At 43.5% G+C, this 20,753-nt stretch carries 12 protein-coding genes and 1 pseudogene; 5 read left to right on the top strand and 8 right to left on the bottom strand.

Annotation, left to right across the window (positions count from 1 at the left end; genetic code table 11):
* Positions 1-61: 61 nt before the first annotated feature.
* Positions 62-832: pseudogene (gene proB / locus ONT18_RS14305) on the top strand (glutamate 5-kinase); the annotation flags it as partial.
* A 109-nt stretch (positions 833-941) separates the two neighbouring features.
* Here proB and ONT18_RS14300 read toward each other — a convergent pair.
* Positions 942-3,146: an alpha-galactosidase gene (locus ONT18_RS14300; protein ID WP_437183741.1), complete on the bottom strand. Its 2,205-nt coding sequence runs from the start codon at positions 3,144-3,146 to the stop codon at positions 942-944.
* A 334-nt stretch (positions 3,147-3,480) separates the two neighbouring features.
* Here ONT18_RS14300 and ONT18_RS14295 point away from each other — a divergent pair, with 334 nt between their 5' ends.
* A complete protein-coding gene (locus ONT18_RS14295; RefSeq protein ID WP_264906326.1) occupies positions 3,481-5,097 on the top strand; it encodes a DUF6377 domain-containing protein in 1,617 nt (538 codons plus the stop codon).
* On the opposite strand, the gene ONT18_RS14290 is transcribed toward ONT18_RS14295, so the two are convergent.
* Positions 5,098-5,214, bottom strand: coding sequence for a beta-propeller fold lactonase family protein (locus ONT18_RS14290; protein ID WP_437183740.1), 117 nt, complete (start codon positions 5,212-5,214; stop codon positions 5,098-5,100).
* A gap of 248 nt (positions 5,215-5,462) precedes the next feature.
* Between ONT18_RS14290 and ONT18_RS14285 the strand changes: the two genes are divergently transcribed.
* The 3 genes from ONT18_RS14285 to ONT18_RS14275 all read left to right on the top strand — a co-directional run bounded on the left by ONT18_RS14285 (position 5,463) and on the right by ONT18_RS14275 (position 10,111).
* Positions 5,463-6,881, top strand: coding sequence for an AAA family ATPase (locus ONT18_RS14285; RefSeq protein ID WP_264906322.1), 1,419 nt, complete (start codon positions 5,463-5,465; stop codon positions 6,879-6,881).
* A 515-nt stretch (positions 6,882-7,396) separates the two neighbouring features.
* Positions 7,397-7,663 carry an amino acid kinase family protein gene (locus tag ONT18_RS14280; RefSeq protein ID WP_264906887.1) on the top strand — a complete coding sequence of 89 codons (267 nt, stop codon included), beginning with the start codon at positions 7,397-7,399 and terminating at the stop codon, positions 7,661-7,663.
* A gap of 225 nt (positions 7,664-7,888) precedes the next feature.
* Positions 7,889-10,111 (top strand): hypothetical protein, encoded by a 2,223-nt coding sequence (locus ONT18_RS14275; RefSeq protein WP_264906320.1) that lies wholly within the window; start codon positions 7,889-7,891, stop codon positions 10,109-10,111.
* A 165-nt stretch (positions 10,112-10,276) separates the two neighbouring features.
* Here the strand turns inward: ONT18_RS14275 and ONT18_RS14270 are convergent, their stop codons facing one another.
* From ONT18_RS14270 to ONT18_RS14245, 6 genes are all read right to left on the bottom strand, one after another.
* Positions 10,277-13,153, bottom strand: a complete 2,877-nt coding sequence (locus tag ONT18_RS14270) for a hybrid sensor histidine kinase/response regulator transcription factor (protein ID WP_264906318.1) — start codon at positions 13,151-13,153, stop codon at positions 10,277-10,279.
* 369 nt (positions 13,154-13,522) lie between these two features.
* Positions 13,523-14,977: a hypothetical protein gene (locus ONT18_RS14265; protein WP_089545425.1), complete on the bottom strand. Its 1,455-nt coding sequence runs from the start codon at positions 14,975-14,977 to the stop codon at positions 13,523-13,525.
* 828 nt (positions 14,978-15,805) lie between these two features.
* Positions 15,806-16,852, bottom strand: coding sequence for an IS110 family transposase (locus ONT18_RS14260; protein ID WP_007896893.1), 1,047 nt, complete (start codon positions 16,850-16,852; stop codon positions 15,806-15,808).
* 266 nt (positions 16,853-17,118) lie between these two features.
* Entirely contained in the window at positions 17,119-18,171 is a 1,053-nt protein-coding gene (locus ONT18_RS14255; RefSeq protein ID WP_007896891.1) for an IS110 family transposase, read from the bottom strand.
* A gap of 669 nt (positions 18,172-18,840) precedes the next feature.
* Positions 18,841-19,215 (bottom strand): hypothetical protein, encoded by a 375-nt coding sequence (locus tag ONT18_RS14250; protein WP_122297811.1) that lies wholly within the window; start codon positions 19,213-19,215, stop codon positions 18,841-18,843.
* Positions 19,212-20,435: a site-specific integrase gene (locus ONT18_RS14245; RefSeq protein ID WP_022459668.1), complete on the bottom strand. Its 1,224-nt coding sequence runs from the start codon at positions 20,433-20,435 to the stop codon at positions 19,212-19,214. The genes ONT18_RS14250 and ONT18_RS14245 overlap by 4 nt, the downstream gene beginning before the upstream one ends.
* Positions 20,436-20,753 lie beyond the last annotated feature (318 nt).

Genomic DNA, 20,753 nt, shown 5'->3' with positions numbered 1-20,753 from the left:
ATTGAAGGGGCAAGGAATTTGAAACAACAGATTCCTTGCTCCAACTAAATATCGGCATAAAATGGGAAAAAGAATCGTAGTAAAGGTGGGCAGCAACGTGCTGACCCGAGAAGACGGAAAACTGGATGTAACGAGAATGTCGGCGATTGTGGATCAGATTGTCTGGCTCAGAAAACACGACTATGAGGTGATTCTGGTTTCTTCTGGAGCCGTGGCTGCCGGAAGAGCCGAACTGCATGTTGACCATCATTTGGACAACGTGGAGCAACGCCAGCTGTTCTCTGCCATCGGACAGGTGAAACTCGTTGGTCTCTATTACAACCTTTTCCGTGAATATAAGATAAAGATTGGTCAGGTATTGACCATGAAGGAGAATTTCGGTGCCGAAGAGCAGTATAAGAACCAGGAGGCCTGCATGCAGGTGATGCTGGAAAACAACGTACTCCCTATCGTCAACGAGAACGATACCGTGTGCATCACCGAGCTGATGTTTACGGATAACGATGAGTTGTCTGGCTTGATTGCCAAGATGATGAATGCCGACACATTGATTCTATTAAGTAATGTGGATGGCATCTACAATGGTGACCCAAGCGAGCCTACCACCCGCATCATCCCATCGGTTTATTACGACCGTGACATCAGTGAGTACATCCTTGCCAGCAAGAGCAGTCACGGCAGAGGCGGCATGACATCGAAAGTAAAGACCGCTCACGACGTAGCCAATGCCGGCATCAAGGTAATCATCGCCAACGGCAATACGCCAAACATCCTCATCAATCTGAAGGAGCATCCGATGGAGACCCTTCATACTGAGTTTGTGGCAAGACCACTAAACAAGTAAATTCATTAGGGATAAGAAATACAGAAACCTAAAAAAGCAGCAAGCCTATTTGTATAGACTTTGCTGCTTTTCGTTTTTATTATGAATAGTTGATACGTTATTCTAATACCAATACGTGGCTCGTTCCATCGGTCTGGCTGAATACATTCAAGCCGACTTTCATCAGATAGTCACCGCTGTACTGCTTGCCATTGCACTCCAAATCAGACTCCTTTCCAGGTATCAGATTAGTCTCCTTTACGGTATAAACCTTATCGGCATCCAATCCCTGCATCTTCACATTCATCACAGGCTCCTTGTAGCGTGGATGCAAGTCGTATACAAAGAGAACGGCACGCTGCTTGTCCTTACTTACATAGTTAATGGCACAATGGTTGCCTTCGTATGGAGAAACCAGGCGATACTGGTCGCCCTCGAGAATCATAGGCTTCATGCTATCGTAGTTCTTGACAGCATTCTGCACAAACTTGTAGTCATCACCAGAAAGCGACTTGAGGTCGATATCAAAGCCCAACTTACATGAACTGCAAACATCGGTGCGGAACTTCACACTGGTATTCTTGTTCCAGTTGGTTACATGCGAACCCATGGTCTTGGCTGGGAAGAACTTCGACAGGCTCCACTGGATGTAGAGGCGCTCGTATGGATCAGTATCGTCTGAACACCAGAACTCTGTGAAATACTTAAGCATCTCATAATCCATTCTGCCGCCACCGCCAGAGCAGAGCATCATCGGCAACTTAGGATACTTGTTATGAATACGGGTAAGCACCTTGTAGATACCACGGACATGATCGATATAGAAATTACCCTGATTCTCCTTATGATATGGAGAATAGATATTGGTAATCACACTGTTGCAGTCCCACTTGAAGTAAGCCACATCCGGATTCTCTGTCATGATGCGATCCACGATGCCGAACACATAATCCTGTACCTTAGGATTACTGATATCAAGTACCAGCTGGTTGCGGTAATAATAGGTATCACGCTTTGGCTGCATGATGACCCAGTCAGGATGCTTCTCGAAGAGTTCACTCTTAGGATTCACCATCTCTGGCTCAATCCAAATACCAAACTTTACACCAGCCTTCTTGGCATCTCTTACCAATCCAGGTATTCCATCAGGCAGTTTGCTCTTGGTAGCCTCCCAGTCGCCGAGACCTGCATGGTCGTCCTTACGAGGATACTTGTTGGCAAACCAACCATCATCAAGCAAGAACATATCTACACCCAGGTCCTTGGCATCCTTCATCAACTCAGCAAGACTCTGCTGGTTGAAGTCGAAGCCAGTATTCTCCCAGTTATTCAAGAGCGTAAGGCGATCTTCCATACCCATGTTTACCTGATACTGGCGAGCCCAATTGTGCAAATTACGGGAAGCCTCACCGATACCATTATCGCTCATGGCAAAGATAAACTCAGGGGTAGTGAACGTTTCACCAGCCTTCAGCTTATAGTTAGAGGCGTATGGATTGATGGCAGGAATAACACGAAGAGCTCCCACGTTATCTACCTCGAAGGTAAAGCGGAAGTTGCCAGGCCATCCGATGGTTCCAAGCATCACCTTGCCCTCATTCTCCTTGGCAGGCTCATCGAATCCCAGTTCAAAGAAAGGCTCCTCCTGCATGGCTGCACGGGTACCCAACTTAGTATCAACAATTTTCTTACCAGCAGTCAACTGGCAAGTTTCAGGCTGGCCTTCCTTAGCCCAGTCGCTATGATAATTGGTAACGAAATACTTGTTTGCCTTGAAATAAAGCATTGTTGAGCTATATCTCCAAAGCGTTACCGGAGCTTTCTCCTTATGAGAGATTTCGCTCCATGCCTTGATGACGTTCTCCTTAGGGTAAGCTGCATAGTGGAGTTTCACGGTCAGCGGATACACCTTGTCCTTAAGAGTGATGATGGTCTCAACACCTCCACTGATAGCCTTTTCTTCAGAAGACTGGTAATACAAATAGGTGGTCATATTACCATCTGCATGGGTCACTGCCACTGCCGGCTCGAAGAAATCTTCAGCACCAGAGGTTGCATAAACCTCATGACCTCGCTGGCAGACGGAACCATCAGAAGCCGCATATACATCCCACTTCAGATGATTGTAATCAGATGGATTCTTCAACTTGTCACCCAGATACACTTGGTAGAGGCGACCCTTAGGAGAAACCTGCATCACGAGGTCGGTCTTGTCTGTTGACACTCTGATGGTCTTTTGAGCAGATGCCATAATAGATGTCATGCACATCGCTGCGATAATCATAAATACCTTTTTCGTTGTTCTTTGTTTTTTACGTTCCATAGAGAATGTACGGATTCTTAAGTTCATAATCTTACAAATCTTACAGTTGTTTATTCTTAGTTGTACATGATTTCACTTGCTACCGAATGCGATTCGATTGCAGTTGCAAAGTTAAGGAGATTTTTCAAACATTGACATCATGTGTAGGTTACGAGTAGATAAATACTAGGTTTATTAAGTTCATAGACCACTAATAATCAAGACATCAAAGATATTAATACTTTTTAACAGAGTAGATATTAAAAAGAAAAATAAATGTAGTATCTTTGCAGTAAATACAATTATAAGGCTTTCTTATAGCCTATCAGATAGTAACAATAACAATTAAATAGTTATGAAAGTAGTATTGTGGTTCTTAATGATGTTTATGCCATTACTGGCAAATGCTTCTTCCTTAAACGAGGAACAGCTGTTCCATCGTTTAGACAGTTACATCGCTCAGCGAAGCAAGTTTACCCAAAGAAAAGAAGCGAAACTGCTAAGACTCAAAAAGCAACTATACATGACTTCCGACAAGCGCAGCCAACTTAGTCTCTATAACCAGATTTACAGAGAGTATTATACCTATCGTTACGACTCTGCCATGACATACGCCAAGAAGGGCTACCAGCTGGCAGTACAACTTCAGGATGATTATTTCATCAACCTGAATAAAATCAATCGTGCGGCAGTGCTGTCAACAGGCGGTTTCTACAGCCAGGCAGAAGACTTAATGCTCGCAATAGACGTGGAGAAAATGTCACCTAAATTATTGCAATACTATTATTATACCTTGACTTGGGTATATAACTACTGGGAAACTTTCTGCAACAAGTCGGAGTTTCAAGAAGGATTAGAAGCCAAGAAACGTTTTTATTTAGGCAAGACTCTTGAGCATATCGGCAACAAGGAATCCGCTCTTTATTACTATCTGTCAGGAGAGATTGAATTTCTAAAGCAGCGTACAAGCAAAAAAACACTTCAGTTCTACATGAAGGCGCTTTCTGCCAGTCCCCTGAACAGCCGTGTGTATGCCTCATCGGCTTATTGCATAGCCCGCTATTATTATGATACCGACCAAAAGGATTTATACGAAAAGTATATTGTAGAAGCAGCCATCTCAGACCAGATATGTCCCCTGAAGGAGAATCTGGCCCTTCAGGAGTTTTCCACCTATCTATATAATAAGGATGCCTCCTATGCAAAGAGGGTTGCCAAATACCTCTATTGCTCCATGGAGGATGCCCAATTCTACAACAACCGTCTCCGCATGGTTGAGATTTCACGCATACTTCCCCTTATCACAGAAACGAACCATCAGGCAGAAGTACGCAAGAACCGCATCGTAACAGCATCTCTCGTCATCGTGAGCATCCTGTCGCTAGGATTCCTTGCCATGGCTTTCTTTGCGTTCAAGATGAACAAGCGCCTAGCCAAGAGCCGTAGGGAGATAAAAAGCCAAAATACACTCTTGGGCGAACTGAACCAGAAGCTGCTCAACACCAATAAACGAAGAGAGACCTATATGCATTTATTTATGGACATCAGTGCCGTATATATCAAGAAACTGGATGATTATCGCAAATTGGTAAGCCGCAAAATCAAGGCAAAGCAAACTGCCGATCTTCTGACTGCCATCAACAGCTACAAGCTGGCAGAAGAAGAGGCAGCCAACTTCTATATTCGCTTCGACAAGGCATTCATTGACTTGTATCCGAATTTCGTGGAAGAGTTCAACCAACTGCTGTTGCCAGAAAAGCAGATTGTTCTCCCTGCCCCTAACAGTCTCACCAAGGAACTGCGTATCTATGCACTGATGCGACTGGGAATTACGGATGGACAGGAACTGGCCACCCTCCTGTTCTATTCTACGCAAACCATCTATAATTACAAGGCAGCCATCAGAAAGCGAGCCAAAGACCTCACCACTTTTGATGCAGCCATCAACCGACTATGCAATGTGATAGGCTAATCAGAACATATCCTGCTTCGTATCAACCATCATTCCAGTTTTCTTATTGATTTTGAAAACCTGAATCACATGACTGCCACGGCACGCCACAAGCATAAACTGCCCATTAGGCGTGATGGCGAGGATGATATGCTTTAAACGTGCGGAATGTATCTAAAAAAGATAGATTCCGCACGTTTAAAGCACATTTTCTTAGATATCGCTTCATATTTGCGCTATTCCGCATACTCTTTTCTTTCCTTTTTATAGTAACAAACGTTAAAAATATACTTTAAACGTGCGGAATATATCTAAAAAAGATAGATTCCGCACGTTATCTCACTATTTTTTCGTATATTTGCCCCAGAAATATAACTATTTGAACTATGTTAATAGGTAGAAAAGAAGAACTGAAGACACTTCATCAAGCATTGATTGCAGATGAGTCGAAGTTTGTTGCCATATATGGGCGCAGACGAGTGGGAAAGACTTTCCTGGTAAGGGAGGCCTTCAACAATGACTTTGCCTTTTATCATACAGGATTGGCAAATGAGACCAATCGCATACAATTGGCAGAGTTCAACCGTTCACTCACATCATATAGCAAACAGAAACAGTCGAAGTTAAAAGATTGGTATGATGCTTTTGACAGGTTGGGGCAACTGTTGGCACAATCTACTATCCCCAAGAAAGTAGTGTTCATCGACGAGATGCCATGGATGGATTCTCCACGCTCCAATTTCCTTTCGGCTTTGGAACATTTCTGGAATGGATGGGCTTCCGCCCGCAAGGATATTCTCCTCATCGTTTGCGGCAGTGCTACCTCATGGATTATCAATAAGGTGATTAAAAATCATGGTGGATTGCACAACCGTGTGTCTGTCCGCATTCATCTGAAACCGTTTTGCTTAAGGGAATGCGAACTCTATTCCGAAGAAATGGGACTGCGCTTTAATCGCCGACAGGTTTTGGAAGGCTATATGATCATGGGAGGTGTTCCGTTTTATTGGTCTCAACTGAAACCGGGAATGAGTCTGGCACAGAACATCAACCAGTTATTTTTCTCAGAGGATGGCAATCTTCGTCACGAGTTTGATGACTTATACGACTCTTTGTTCAAACAGCCTAAGCCTTATCTCTCGATAGTAGATACTTTGGCAACCAAGAAAGTCGGAATGACCCGAACAGAAATCTTACAAGCAACCAAGTTGACCGACAATGGCAAGTTGACGGAATACTTAGAGAACTTGGAATACTGCGGATTTATCCGAAAATATAATTGCATCGGAATGAAAGCTAAGAATGCCTTGTTCCAGTTAATGGACAATTACACCTTATTTTATTATAAGTTTATCAAGGACAGCTATATCAATGACGCACAATATTGGACCAAGATTACCGGCAAACCCGAGTACAACACGTGGTGCGGTTTGGCTTTTGAACGAGTATGCCTACAGCATGTGGAGCAAATCAAGACAAAGCTAGGCATTCAAGGAGTTATCACCACGGTTTATTCTTGGAGTGTAGCTGGGAGCAAGGATAAGCCGGGAGCACAGATTGACTTGCTGATAGACAGGAGCGATGATGTCATCAATCTCTGTGAAATCAAATACTCCAAGGCTCCATTTCAGATAACTAATACGATAGATGCGAGTTTACAAAACAAGCGAGAGCGTTTCATCCAAGAAACTGGCACCGAAAAAGCCGTACATCTTACAATGATTACGACCATGGGATTATCCGACAATCCTTATGCCTGGGATGTTCAGTCGGCAGTAACAATGGACGACTTGTTTGTTCTCTAAGTAACAGTAAAAATAACTTGGAACAAATAAATGCTAAGCAGATTTGCACCAAGTTATTTTTAACTGTTACTTACTTTATAACTAATCAATCCTTACAACCTGTAAAAGAGAATGTGACACCAAGTCTATTTTGATAGGTCAAAGTTAGCTGCCCTTGATACTACGTACCTCCTATGCTTTTGGAAGTTTCCGATTCCAAAGTATATCTTCCGTTTCCATTATCAACTATAGTCAAGTTGACTGGATTCAAATCTACATCAAATTTTTCACAGAGTAATCTATCCAAACGAATAGTTTTCGAGGAAAGGCGGGTTAAAGTTACATAACAAGCCGCAGGAGCATCAGAGAAGCCTATTGGCTTCAATGTTCCAGAATAGCTAGATGCTATAACAGAAGCGGCATTAACCGTTGCCACATCATCGTCATCGCTTCCGCCACATGAAACAGCAGACACTGTCTGATAATTTATCTTCGCACTTTCAAAAAGGTCAGACACCGCCTGCCTCAACGAGTTGATGTTTACCGATAACGATGAATTATCGGGCTTGATAGCAAGAATGCTGAATGTCGATGCCCTCGTTTTGCTCTCCAATGTGGATGGCATTTACAATGGCGACCCATCTCTCCCAACCTCTCGCATCATCCCTTCGATATATCACGACCGAGATGACAGCAGAAGATACCAAGGGTACTTTGTTTCATATCAAAACCGAGATTCGAAAAAAGGGAGGATGAAGGGTAAGGGGTGGATTATAGCAGTAACTACTCTTTTACTTTCATAATGACGATTGTTAAACAACGTAAATATGTCACAGAAAATCCTTTTGTTTATAGGCATTGGCTAAGTCTATGTGCAAGATTTCGCAAGATGGTTCATGTGCATTTTGCAAGATTTCGCAAGAAAGTTGAAAGATTCTGTAATAGAGTATCCTACATTTTTCCATAATTTTGCAGCATGTTATTTATGGTATGGATTTAATCTATTATTCACATATAAATATAGTATTATGGCAACAACTTTAAAACTGCAACTTCATGGCAGACTTCGTGGAATCCTCTTAGCTCTGCTACTCGCCGTCTGCCTGTCTTCGGCTTCGGCACAAGAGAATGTAACGGGAACATTGAGTGGTGACAGTGTCTATGCTACAGTCAATGGCGTTACATTTTGTTTCTATGTTCATGGCTCTGATTCATTGACCGTGGACAATGCCTATGGCTATACTGACACGCTGGACATACCAGGATATGTCAACGTGGGCGAAACCACATATAAGGTGACTTCTGTGCCCAGTGGCATATATGGCCATCATTTCGGCAATAAGAATTTCAAAGTACTCATCTTGCCAGAGACGCTGTACGACTACGGGGAGCAGTCTTTCTGCCATTGTTTCAATCTGGAGAAGGTCGTAAGCAAGCGTGCGTATCCTGTCAGTACATGGTATGCACTCTTCAATAGCGACAGTGACTTCTTGTGGCGAGAGCGCTCCAGCCTTTACATCTATCACAATGCAGTCTTGAACGTGCCCTTTGGAAGCAAGCCCTATTACAGCAACTTTGCTCCATGGAGATTCTTTACCACTATTGAAGAAGGACTTGAACCGAACGTAGGCTACAACGCACCGGTATTGTCTGCCGACAGCGCCAGCTACACCCCCGATACCAATGTGTTCACACAGGCTGTAAGGGTTACCCTTACCAATCCGAACACGGCAGGCGACATTTATTATTACATCATCAGTAGGAACGGCTTTAGTCGCACGTCGGACATCCAGAAATACGAAGGGCCCGTGGAACTGACCGAGCCATCGGGCATTGTTGCCTATGTTACAGATGGCACGACACGCAGCCAGACATTGACGGCGCAATTCAACATACAGACCAACTCACTCTTTGTGCAAGGCGAGAAAGTGACACAGGACAACATGTATGATATATTGTACGACAAAGGCAGCGTAGCCATTGACCCCAAGAGCGGTGCACTGGTGCTGACCAATGCCAACATCAACCCTGGCGGCAAGGCTAATGAGGGTATCAAGGCGTATGGTGACAATCTCACCATCAGGCTCAACGGCAATAGCACAATCACTGGCGGCAATATTGGCATTGATTTCAACCATGGTGATGGGCATATGGCATCGTACAACGGCCCAACGCTGACTATAGAGGGGCAAAACAATGGCACCGACACATTGACGGTGAACGGACTTCAGAGTGAGGCAATATTTGCATATCTTTCCAATCTCACCATCAGAAACTGCGTGGTCATAGCCAATGGCGCAACAAAGAGTGGAACTGGTGTCTACTTTAAGGCTGGAGGAAGAAAGATTGACGGAACACTGACCATCGACAATGCAACTCTGCATGCTTCTGGCGGAAGGAATGCCATTGATGGCGTGTTCAATCTCAATCTCTCCGACAACGTTTCCATCCTCTCTCCAAAGGGTGCCCGGTTCGTAAGTTTCATGGATTACAAAGAATGTTTTTCAAACATCGTTGACGCCACGGGAGCCGCAGCGCTGACGGCGATCATTGGCATCGCTTCACCGAAGCCTACCGAGATATCGCCTGTAGTCACCGACAGCAACAATGCTGTCGAAGTTGTTGACACCAGCAACATCACAGAAAGCACCGACCTCAACAACCAAGTCGTCAACAACGTTTACTTCAACATCAATACCACTGGTTCAGAGCAAACAGGCTACTACGACAGTACAGACAATTCGCTTGTGCTTGTCCAGACTACCAACAACACCGACATGGCAACCATCGCATCGTCTGAAAACCCAATCTCTGTTGCCGCAGACAATGGCTACACGGGATTGATTCTTATGGTGCCAGAAGGACAGGGCATCATCACCGTCGAGACACAGACCTATGGCACAACGGCTGTTGCCGTGCAGGTGGGCACCGACGCTCCGCAGACCATCACTTCTGGTTCGCAGGAAGAAACCAACGTCAGCTATACCGTTGCTCAAGACTCCTACGTTTATCTCTATACCACCAACAATTCCTCGGCTGCAGTGGGCACAAGAGCTATGGCTGCACCAACCAACGGGGCTAAGATATTCTCTGTGAAGGTAAAGCAGATGTCATCTACTGGAATTGACTCAGTTGAAGGTGTGAATGGTGTAGACAAGAACGCCCCGATGTACAACATAGCCGGACAACGTGTAGGTCGTGATTACAAAGGTATCATCATTCAGAATGGACGTAAGATAATTAGAAGATAAGCAATTTGCATTCAATCAGTGGGGATAGACATTTCTCCATAAACTCGCAAAGATTGTGCACATGGAATCATGGGCACAAACTTTGCGAGTTTGCTTTGTTTTACAAATCTCTGCCACTAATCTGCCACCAACGGCTATGAAAAACAATTGTTCTGCTTGTCAGTGTCAGTCTTTCGGAGAGTTGGTTATTTGCCTGACGAACTGTGTCGGAGTAATATTTAGCACATTGCGGAAGGCACGCACGAAATTCGAGTAGTCGGTGAACCCACATTGGTCGGCAACAGCGTTAAAACTCATCTCAGGATGTTTCGTGAGCATCAGTTTTGCCTTCGCCACCTTTGTGCGTTGAATATATTGCACAGGTGTGAGTCCCGTGATTGCTGTCAGCTTGCGATAGAACTGGCTGTAGCTCATGTTAAGTCGTTCTGCAACAGTGTTGACATCAGCAAACTTGCCTGAATTTAAAATGACGTAGATACAGTCGGTGACACGGTTGACGAAGGGCTCCTCTCTTCTGACCTCGCTGGCAGGAGATAGCGTTTGCGTGTTCGGCTTGTCATCGTTTGATAGAATCATCTGTGAGAACTTCTTCTGCAGGCGTGTACGCTGTTCAAGTAATTTGTCGATACGGGTGAGAAGTTCATCGCTGCTGAAAGGCTTCGTAAGATATGCGTCGGCTCCAGCCTCAAGACCACGGAGACGGTCTGCCTCGGTGACTCTTGCCGTGACAACGACAATAGGAATGTGGCTTGTCAGCTCGTCGCTGCGTATCTTCCGCATCAGTTCCATGCCGTCCATCTTCGGCATCATAAGGTCGGTAACAATAGCATCAGGCAGTTGTTTGCTGGCTAAGTCAAAACCTTCCTCGCCGTTTCGGGCATAAAGAACATTATACTTTATGCCGAGTTGCCTGCCGATGTATGTTGCCACATCGGCATTGTCCTCAACGATGAGGATGGAAACCTTGCCCGAGCTATCGATCAAGCCCTCTACTGATTCCTCGAAATGTGGGGAATCGGACAAAAGTTTAGTCTGTGTATCATTGCCAAGAGAAATTGCCTTCGGCTCTTCTTTGAGGATACTGTGGGACATTTTGCTTTCTGCTTTGATCTGTAGCACGATATGGAATGTGGTGCCTTTTCCCTCAGTGCTCTCTACGGAAATTGTGCCGTCAAGTTGTTTCACAATCTGATAGACAAGCGCCAGGCCGATGCCTGTTCCCGCTTCTTCGTTATTGTCAGCCTGATAGAATTCCTCGAAGATGTGTGGCAGGTTCTCCTTTGATATGCCGCACCCCGTGTCGCTTATGACTATATGCAGTCGTCTGCCGTTGCGCCACAAGCTGATACTTACCTTTCCCAAAGCAGGCGTAAACTTTATGGCATTCGACAGTAGATTACTCATGAGCTTGTTCATGTATTCGGGTACAAAGTCAGTGTATATCTCGTTCTCATGGGGAATAAACTGAAGTTTAATGTCACGCTTCCGGCTATAATCCTCGAACATCTCAACTATCATGCTTATGTATGCCACAATATTGCCGTTCCTCCATTCCGGCTTGCCGATGGCAGAACGAATCTTTGAAATGTCGAGCAACTGATTGATAAGTCTTAGTATTCGGTTGCCTTGCCTTTCGATTGTCATGCCCATGTCGTGTGCTTCATCCGTTGTTATGCTGTCCTTCTGCAAGTCACGGCTCAGTCCGAGGATAACAGTCAGCGGTGTGCGGAATTCGTGTGTGACGTTGCGGAAGAATGTTTCACGCATGTCGTTGAGCTTCTTTAGCGCTTCATAGCCACGTTTGCTGAGCTTGCGGTTATAGATGAGCAATCCGATGATGACGGCAAGAAAGAAGATGATGACTGCAAAAATGGCATATCCTGTATGGCGAGCCAATCGTTCTTGCGTTATCTTGTTGTTGGCGGTAGCGACATGTCGTGTATACCGTTCGTGCTCAATATTGAAGCTGACACTTTGCATGCGGTTCACCTTCTCCATGTCGATGAGACTGTCTTGAAGCGCAGCCGACCGTTCATGGGCAAGCAGCGCGCTTCGCCAGTCGCCACGTTTTTTGCAGAGTTTGCAGTAAAGGTCGTATATTTGTGCCAAATGCTCAGTGCTGTGTATGCTTGTGGTGATGTTCTTGGCCTTTGTGAGAAAACTTTCGGCCTTTTTGCAGTCTCCCTTGGTTATATATACTCCAGCGATAGCGATAAGCGAGTTCAGCGTGTGCCATTGGTCCTTGGAACTCTTCATCAAGTGGTAGGCTTTGTTGTATTCCGCCAGGGCCTTGTCAAGTTGATGCGCCTTCTCATAGAGGTTGCCGAAATAGGTGTGGCAGAGAGCTATGCCGAGCGTATTGCCATCTTGGGTGTTGAGTTCCATTGACTTTTTGTAGTAAATCCATGCAGAGTCGGTCTGTCCTTTGATTTCAAATATAGAGCCGAGGTTAGCGCAGTTGATGGCTTGCCCCGTGATGCTACCGAGTGATTTTTCGCCGGCAAGGGCTTGTCGCAGACAGCTGTCGGCAAGATGAAAGTTCTGGACGGTGAGATAGACGTTGGCAAGTCCATTGAGCGAGATGACGCGGTTCTTGCATGCGGTAAACGATGTGTCAGAACATTCTTCTGCCATTATCAGTGCGTTCTTGTGGTACTTTTGCGCTGCATCGAGAATTCCCATGCGGCGGTAGTCGGTGCCGATGTTGTTCAGCGCCTGCACCCATTCAAGCGTGTCGCCCACGTGTTCGGCAAGCTCCAATCCTTCGCCGTGTTTCTCCAGAGCCTCGTCGAAACGGCTTTCGTTGCGCAACTGCTTGCCCCACTCGCGCAGTACGATTATCTGCCCGAGCAAATTCTGTTGCTTGCGCATTGCTTGATGAATACTGTCAAGCCTGTCCATACTGTGCAAAGACTTCACGATGCTGTCTATCTCATGTCGCTCTTTAGCCGTGAACGAGATTTCGTGCTTTCTACTGCAAGATGCAAGCACAAAAATCACCATTGCCAATGCACACAGATAAAGTCTCCCTGTTTTTCCCATCCTTAATAATTTTCAGCTTTTGTTTTCAAAGTTAATGTTTTGTTCCTACGCAAATTCAACACGCAAGTGCAAAAATACGTTTTTTTTCGTAAAATTCTTCTATAATCTGCTGAATAGCTTAAAATGAGCGATTTATAAGTGTTCAACCTCAATAGAGGTAATGACTTGGCAATAGTCACAACTTCTGCAATATGCATATGTTTGCTTTGCCTAACAACTCTTTACAGTTGCAAAAATACAAAATAAAAATGAAACCACACTATGTTGGTGCAAAAAACAATAGTCATAAAACAAAGATTAACTTCGCCTTATGACTATTGTTGTTATATAAGCTACATTCAATTGCGTTATCCACATTAAACTTATTTATCATTTAATTGGTTCCGCATGCACATAGTATTCACTGTTTATAGGGTCTTCCCCGTCAGTTTTAAGTATCAGTACCATGCGAGAATGTTTTGTACGCCAATATGCTTTAATATCAGCATCTTCGGGTAGTGCCTTAAACGTTTTACACAGCGAAGCCTTTTCTGTTTCTTTTATAGTACTATGTGCTTCATAGTACTGGTCCATAATCTTCAACAGACCTTCTCTTTCACGTTCAAGCACGCCTAACATATATTCCTTGTCGTTTTTGTCTTTTGCTCCTTTCAGTACAATACGTAACTCTGCATACGGTTTTGTAATGTCTTCTTTGTAGGCAGTAGGTGGAGTTAGGATAAACTCACGGCTCTTGTCCAGCAAGCAATATTCTGTTAGTTCGGGGTTCTTGGAATTATACCTTACGTTATCCCAATCGTAACCAAAGAATCCATCATTCACCAAATAGAGCCTCTTTCGGGCTTGATAGACAATACGGCCATCTTTATAGCCATTGGCATAGACAATAGTATTGTCATGAGGCGTGAAGAAGTATGTGCTCCACCAATAGGAAGTATTCAAACAGTTTGTCTTACGTTCCATGATTCCAAAGCTATCTGGCATATCACGACAATCACTCGTCCAAGTAATTGAATCGTAGTAGTTGTAATAGGCATTATCTGAAGAGTTGAAACCATATTCATCGGTAAGCTCAAATGTTACAAGGCAGAAGGTCTGAAACACAGGGTCTGTGTTGTCTTTGTCGTCTTCTGCATAGTATGCCTTAATCTTAAACTTGCAGTTGTCGGGAACAGAACGGTCAATATCCGTATCATACGTGTAACTTTTCTTCATCATTTCCAAATCGGTTTCGGTCATGCGTTTATATACAATCATGCCATATATAGACTTGTAACCATTGCTGCCATCACTCGTCGCTCCCAATTTTTGTATGGTGTACATTAAGGTCTTGCCATTCGACTCGTCAAGCTTAAGAATCTGCATGTATCTGCTGTCTGTTGTCTGCTTGTTGCTGCCAAACAGTATGAAGCCTTTGTCCATGTCATAAGTCCATGATACACGACTGAAACAAAAGGCTGGCAAGGCATCACTATAAAAATAACTAAAAGCTTGCTGTGATGTCTCAAACCAAAAGTGTGTAGGGCTGCCACCAAATCTGTCTTTCCAAAATTCCTCCTTGCTCAACTTTCCGTTTTCCTGTACCTCATAAGTGGCAATACTCTCCCAACCATAGCCCTTGACCTTACTCTGTATTTCTTCTGCTGCTATTGGCTTTCTCCCTTTTAGCACACAGCACCCCTCATCATTAACAGTATAGGTTTGGTTGAATAGATTCATATCCAACTTACATTGCTCAACACTCAATTCCTCAGACTTATCGCAACTGCCAAATACAACAGTGCAAGCTACGATGAGTGCTATTAACCAAAACTTCTTAGTCATAATAATCCAAATTTAAAGATTTTACATATAGACAGATTACGGATTTTCAGTGTTTCAAATTCTGCTGTCCAAGATAACTGAGTGCAAAAATACAAAAGTATCAACGTAATAGTGCATTTTTTTATTTTTTATAACACTCAAAACATACTTTTGTGCAAATAAAGGAAGAATAAACTACACCTGACAAATCTATTTACATATTTCTATGCACTGCCTACAGTTGGTACACTCACTTTCTGCAACCGTTGGGAGCAAAATTTCTCCGCCCTCATGGTGGAGCGAGGCGTTTTGGGGTTCCCAAAACATAACCTCGCTCCCTCCTCTAAGAACAAAAGACGAGATATTTGCCTTTCGGCTTTCCATGCCCAAGGTTGCAGACCTTAATTCTCTCAATTTACGCCAAACATCAAAGCTGCCACATTGAAAGAACAAGGTCACAGACACAAGCTACTTTGTACATGGAGTTTGCAAAGGAAAAGGTGATATTTTCAGTGTGAAACTTGCCAAGTGTTTCAGTTGTGTGTTGTTGATTTCCTTTGTGAACTATGCCGAGTGTGCTGTGTGTCCTCGGTATAGTCTGCATAAATCTAATGCCATGATTCCTAAGACATCACCAAATTTTTGAGAGCTTTTTTGTGTTAAAATAAGCAAAATAGCCCCCAGAAAGCATATAGTCATACCTACCCCTGTAGCAGAAGAAGACATTTTTTGACTTTTCTGTTACAAAAAAAACGATACGGAACTCTTTCTTTTAATAGCTTTTTGCTCGATTCCTAATTAGTTATCCGTATCTGTCCTCACAAGACTATAAGAGACAATGGTACATTGTCATAGTTCACTTGCTTTGGACTTTTCAATATGTAAGTTCTTTCTGTCGTCAGAGGTGTTCAACACTTCCCATTTTCTCTTTTGCTTGCCTATGGCAAACATTCTGCAAATGAGCTTAAACTTGACGGCATTCAATGCCTTACGCTTAGTATCAGAATCTTTTCTGCCTCCTAACTTTCGATTATAAAACATTTGCATTTCCACATCGTACTCAACAGCTCTCAATGCCGCCATAGACAGGTCAGCTTTCACTTGACCGTTACAGTGTGCGGAAGGTCGGGCACGCCATTTCACACTGGTACCAGAAGTGTGACTGCATGGAGCTACGCCAACATATCTCGCATATTGCCGAGCTGTGTCAAAAGCGGTAAAGTTTCGTGTGATGGCAATTATGTTTGTTGCATTGACAAAACCAATTCCTGGTATCGTCAACAGATTCTGAAAAGTGTCAAAGACATCTTCCTCCTTGGACATTAATTCACACTCTTCCTGATCTATCTTCTCAATGTCATGATTGAGCTTTTTAATGTAGCTCTCATACATGGCAGAATCCTCTTTCGTTTCAAACATCTGCATTCGGTTCATAAAGTTTGTCCGTTGCTCCACAAGGAACTTACGCTCATTGACAAGTTGCTTCAATTGTTGCATAGCCTTGCTTGGCAACTTGTATGGCTTGGCACATTCCGTGCCATCATAACGATAGAGGAAGTCAGCTATCTTTGCAGAGTCATTCTTGTCTCGCTTATCTATTGTCCCCATAGGATGATGTTTTACTATACGTGTACTAAGCATACAGAAAGAGTAATTCTTGGACGTGAGGAATTTTTCCAAGTCCAAGGAGTAGCAACCTGTAAATTCCATGCCAAACAGGGCTTGGGAAAGTACCACACGGCTCTTTTTGAGCCATGAGCACATATCGCCAAATCCCTTGCGAGTGTTGTTGAACACCTCATGAGGGAACATTTTGATGTTGGTGTCCTCACGAAATATAGATACATCTATGACATTTTTAGAGATGTCAATGCCTACAAATGATTTATTTTTCATATCTTTGCACCGCTTTACGAAAGGAACTCTCTATGTCAGGATAAGCCAAATCTTTTAAAAGCTGGGACGGACAGCTAATTCCCTAAAAGGCACTGAGTCTGACATTTCGGGCAGAGGAGACTATATCAAGGGAAAGGGCTTTGCCTAAGATTAAAAAGTTCACTACCTCTGTCTGGAGTTCCTTCCTTTTGAGGATTCCTCGCAAAGGTAGTGCCAAAAGCAACCAAGAGACTCTATCATGGTATAGTGATGGTCTTAAAACACTGTTAGTTCACTCCTGGTTGCTTGTTTTTCCCATTTCGATAATTGTCCGTCTCCACATACGGAGTACCTCGTTTTATAACGGCAAACATACGGAGTATCATCTTAAACTTGATTGCATTAAACACTATTCCACTGCATTTCTCCTTTCTCTTGCGTTCCCAGTAATCTCTGATGTTCGGAATGTGCTGCATGCAAACCAAACAGGCAATGGACAAATCTGCCTTTGCCTGTTTAAAACCTTTCTTAGAGACTGACGAGCCTTTTCTCACAGATGTACCAGATTCTTTCTTGAAAGGAGCGACACCAATATAGCAAGCGTATTTACGTGGGTTATCTATTGCCATGAAGTTTTCGGTCAAGACAATGGTTTCAAGTGCGACAACACGCCCAATACCAGGTATTGATGTCAGCAGGGAAAAGTTCTTGCTGATGTCCGCATCTTCTTTTATGTACATGTCAATTTCATTGTCTATGCCTTTAAGTGCATCATTGAGCGTTTTAAGTTGCCCATTCTTACGTTCCACAGACAAATCTGTGTCATACGCACATATATCATGAAGCTGCTGCTTGTAAAGGACTGACTGCTTGACTGTCTGCTTGCGTTCCGCCAAAAGCCTCTTCAACTTAAAATATACAGGAGAAGGAAGTTTTGATGGGTTGCGAAGAATCTTTCTGTGGTTCTGCTCACAGTAAATGGCTATGCGGAAAGAATCAAGCTCGTCAGTCTTGATGCGGTCGAGCGAACGCAGTCCATCATCCAAGTCTGGCTCAAAGCGATGCATCTTGCGAGGTTCCACCATCCTATAAATATAATGTTTCTCTTCCAACCACAGTCTAAAGTTTTGGGTGTAAAGTCCTGTATATTCCATACAGAACAAGACTATATCAAACCCCTTGCTTACCTTTGCCACCCATGAACCAATTTTCTTGAAACCTGCATTGTTGTTGCTCACCTTTATATGGGCTTTCTTCCAATCAATGCTTTCTCCGTCATAATAAGCAAGGTCGAGAGTCTGCTTTGAGACATCCACGCCTATGTAAAGTTCTTTATCCATAATTTTGACATTTAATAGTTAAATGGAATCAAGAAAGTTGGCTGGATTATATAAGGACTATGACATGAGAAAGGGCATACCTTGAAAGAAAGATAGTTCACCTTAACACCCATTAACCAAATATCCTAACTTGATTCCTGGGTGCAAAGGTAAAAGCTAAAACACTGCGGAGGTTCGCCCAAGTGGCTGGAGGCGCAAAGCCTCCAAGAAACGTTGCTGCAACCATTTCGGAGAATAGAGCGGTTGCCAATTAATCCACAAGCACATTTTACAGCGTACCAAGTGAGGGCATGTAAAACGTTGAATTGTTGAAGATAGGTGTTATCTTTATGAGAACCAACCACTTATACCCTCAACAAACTCTCAACAAATAGCTCTACACAACAAATTACTGGGCAAAAAAGAAAGAAAGGAATGGTGTTCATGGTTTTCTCTTTTCAACATTATCTTTCTTTTGTTGAGAGATTTGTTGAGAATATGTTGAGCCGTAAATGCCTGATGTTCAATATTTCTTTCATCATATTCAACAATTCAACAAAAATAAGGGGGCGTTTTGTCCGTCATTTTTATGAACAGAACTCATCCCCCTACAAGTAAGAATGTCATGCTTATGCTTCAGTACTTATTCACGACAGTACGACAGCGCCAAGCCAACAAGCAAGAGGACATTCAACTAAAGGCGGTTGTTCCTCCATAGAGTTGTAGGATAATGACACTACTTTTCTCTTTTGCCCCGTACAATCTCTTGAAGATGATGTCACGAAACCGAGCTGCACCATATGAGTTTATACGGAAGCAAAGGGCAACAATCATCGGTAAGCCATACAGCGTTTGCCAAATGCCCTTGGAAATTTCCTGTTTCTGTTGGACTTCCGACACCGTCAATAAACCATCCTTGTATATTGACCTTATCACAGCATGGAGTTTCATGGCGGTGACATGAAGCATATCAACCAATTCACCCTCACTCATCCACAAGTCTTGCAAGTTGGACGGAATGGATAACATTCCATTTCCGTCCACGGTGATTACAGTCCTTTTCATGCCATTCCCCCCATTGTCGGCATATGCCCCTTGATTCGACTTTCAAAAGCTGATATGTCATGCTCCAATTTAGTACTTGTCACCTTTGCGTAAATTTGTGTTGTGGCGATGTCCGTATGTCCCAGTATCTTGCTTACACTCTCTATCGGCATACCGTAGTTTAAAGCCAAAACTGCGAACGAATGCCGGGAGACATGAAATGAAATTCGCTTCTTGATGCCACACATTTTTGCCACTTTCTTTATACGCTTGTTTACCATGTCAAGTGAGCCAATATTAAACAAGTGCATATCTTTTCTCAATGGCTTGTAACGTTCAATTATCTGTATGGCTGCATCTATCAGTTTAATTTTGAATGGTACGCCTGTCTTTTGACGCTGAGAAACTATCCATGGAGACCCACTTATAATGGCAACATTGTCCTCTGTAAGATTCTTGATGTCAACGAAAGAGATACCTGTCCAACAACCAAACATAAACAAGTCTCTCGCAAAAGCAAAGTTGGGATTTTCCAACTCTATTCCTGCAAATATGTCCAATTCTTCCTCTGTCAAGAACTCACGCTCCTTGTGGTCTGGGTCAACGTGGTACATGGCAAACGGATTTCTCTGTATCTTGCCGTTGTAGTGTGCTGCCGTGACGATATGCTTCAATGGTATGGAGTATATCCAAATGGTAGATTGCGTGAGTCCAATGACATTCTTCAAATACAGACAAAAATCACGGATGAACTCCTCGGTAAGCTCATTCATGGACATATCGCTGCGCTTGTACTGAAATTTGATGAACTCGGCAACGTACTTTCTTACCGTCAGATACTTGCGGTAGGTTCGGACAGCTCGGTCTTTTCCCACGCGTTGGGCAAAGGCTGCGTTCTCCTTGTCAAAAGCTCTGAGTAATGTCTCATACTCCGTACCTATGCCTTGATATGCGTTTCTCACCATTTCAGCGGTAACGAACGCCTCACGGTCGGAAAGCCGTTGGTAATGCTTAGCGATTTGAGCCTTGATGTTATCAAGCGCAAAGTTCACCTCATTGGCTTCCTTGCTTCTGCCTTTGGCTCTGTTGCCCTTGGCATCCCATATCGCCTTGGTCACGCTCAGCTTGCAACTGAACTGTGCGATAGTTCCGTTGATTGTCACACGTCCCATGATAGGGACAATTCCGTTTCTCTCCTTGCTTCCGTTTACATAGAAGACTGTCTTGAATGTACTTCTCATAATTCCTTGCTTTTTGTTCTGTGCAAAATTAAATCATGAGAGTTGCATGGCAAATTCACAACCTGTGCAGAATTGAGAAGTAAAAACCGAAGCCGTTAAAAATGCTTATTAGAGCGTTTCTTTGAGGTAATGACTTGAAAGCGTTTCTACTTCTCAAATCCGCCATTTTCGCATTTCCTCACGAATGCCACAAAAAGCCAACGACTGCCACAACCACTTGAAACTCAAAACAAAAGCTCAAATCTGCTATTTTTTGCTTTTTTAGTCATTCTTTTTCCTAAAAAGTGCTTCTTCGGTGTTAAAAAAATAATTTCTTCC

The organism is Segatella copri, from assembly GCF_026015295.1.
Taxonomy (GTDB): domain Bacteria; phylum Bacteroidota; class Bacteroidia; order Bacteroidales; family Bacteroidaceae; genus Prevotella; species Prevotella copri_C.
This window is presented reverse-complemented; position numbering and strand designations above follow the sequence as displayed.

Excerpts from the sequence above, each read along its gene's own strand:
- ONT18_RS14250 (WP_122297811.1), bottom strand. The coding sequence starts at position 19,215 with ATGAAAAGGACTGTAATCACCGTGGACGGAAATGGAATGTTATCCATT.
- ONT18_RS14265 (WP_089545425.1), bottom strand. The coding sequence starts at position 14,977 with ATGACTAAGAAGTTTTGGTTAATAGCACTCATCGTAGCTTGCACTGTT.
- ONT18_RS14280 (WP_264906887.1), top strand. The coding sequence starts at position 7,397 with ATGTTTACCGATAACGATGAATTATCGGGCTTGATAGCAAGAATGCTG.
- ONT18_RS14295 (WP_264906326.1), top strand. The coding sequence starts at position 3,481 with ATGAAAGTAGTATTGTGGTTCTTAATGATGTTTATGCCATTACTGGCA.
- ONT18_RS14285 (WP_264906322.1), top strand. The coding sequence starts at position 5,463 with ATGTTAATAGGTAGAAAAGAAGAACTGAAGACACTTCATCAAGCATTG.
- ONT18_RS14255 (WP_007896891.1), bottom strand. The coding sequence starts at position 18,171 with ATGGATAAAGAACTTTACATAGGCGTGGATGTCTCAAAGCAGACTCTC.
- ONT18_RS14270 (WP_264906318.1), bottom strand. The coding sequence starts at position 13,153 with ATGGGAAAAACAGGGAGACTTTATCTGTGTGCATTGGCAATGGTGATT.
- ONT18_RS14275 (WP_264906320.1), top strand. The coding sequence starts at position 7,889 with ATGGCAACAACTTTAAAACTGCAACTTCATGGCAGACTTCGTGGAATC.
- ONT18_RS14260 (WP_007896893.1), bottom strand. The coding sequence starts at position 16,852 with ATGAAAAATAAATCATTTGTAGGCATTGACATCTCTAAAAATGTCATA.
- ONT18_RS14300 (WP_437183741.1), bottom strand. The coding sequence starts at position 3,146 with ATGGAACGTAAAAAACAAAGAACAACGAAAAAGGTATTTATGATTATC.
- ONT18_RS14245 (WP_022459668.1), bottom strand. The coding sequence starts at position 20,435 with ATGAGAAGTACATTCAAGACAGTCTTCTATGTAAACGGAAGCAAGGAG.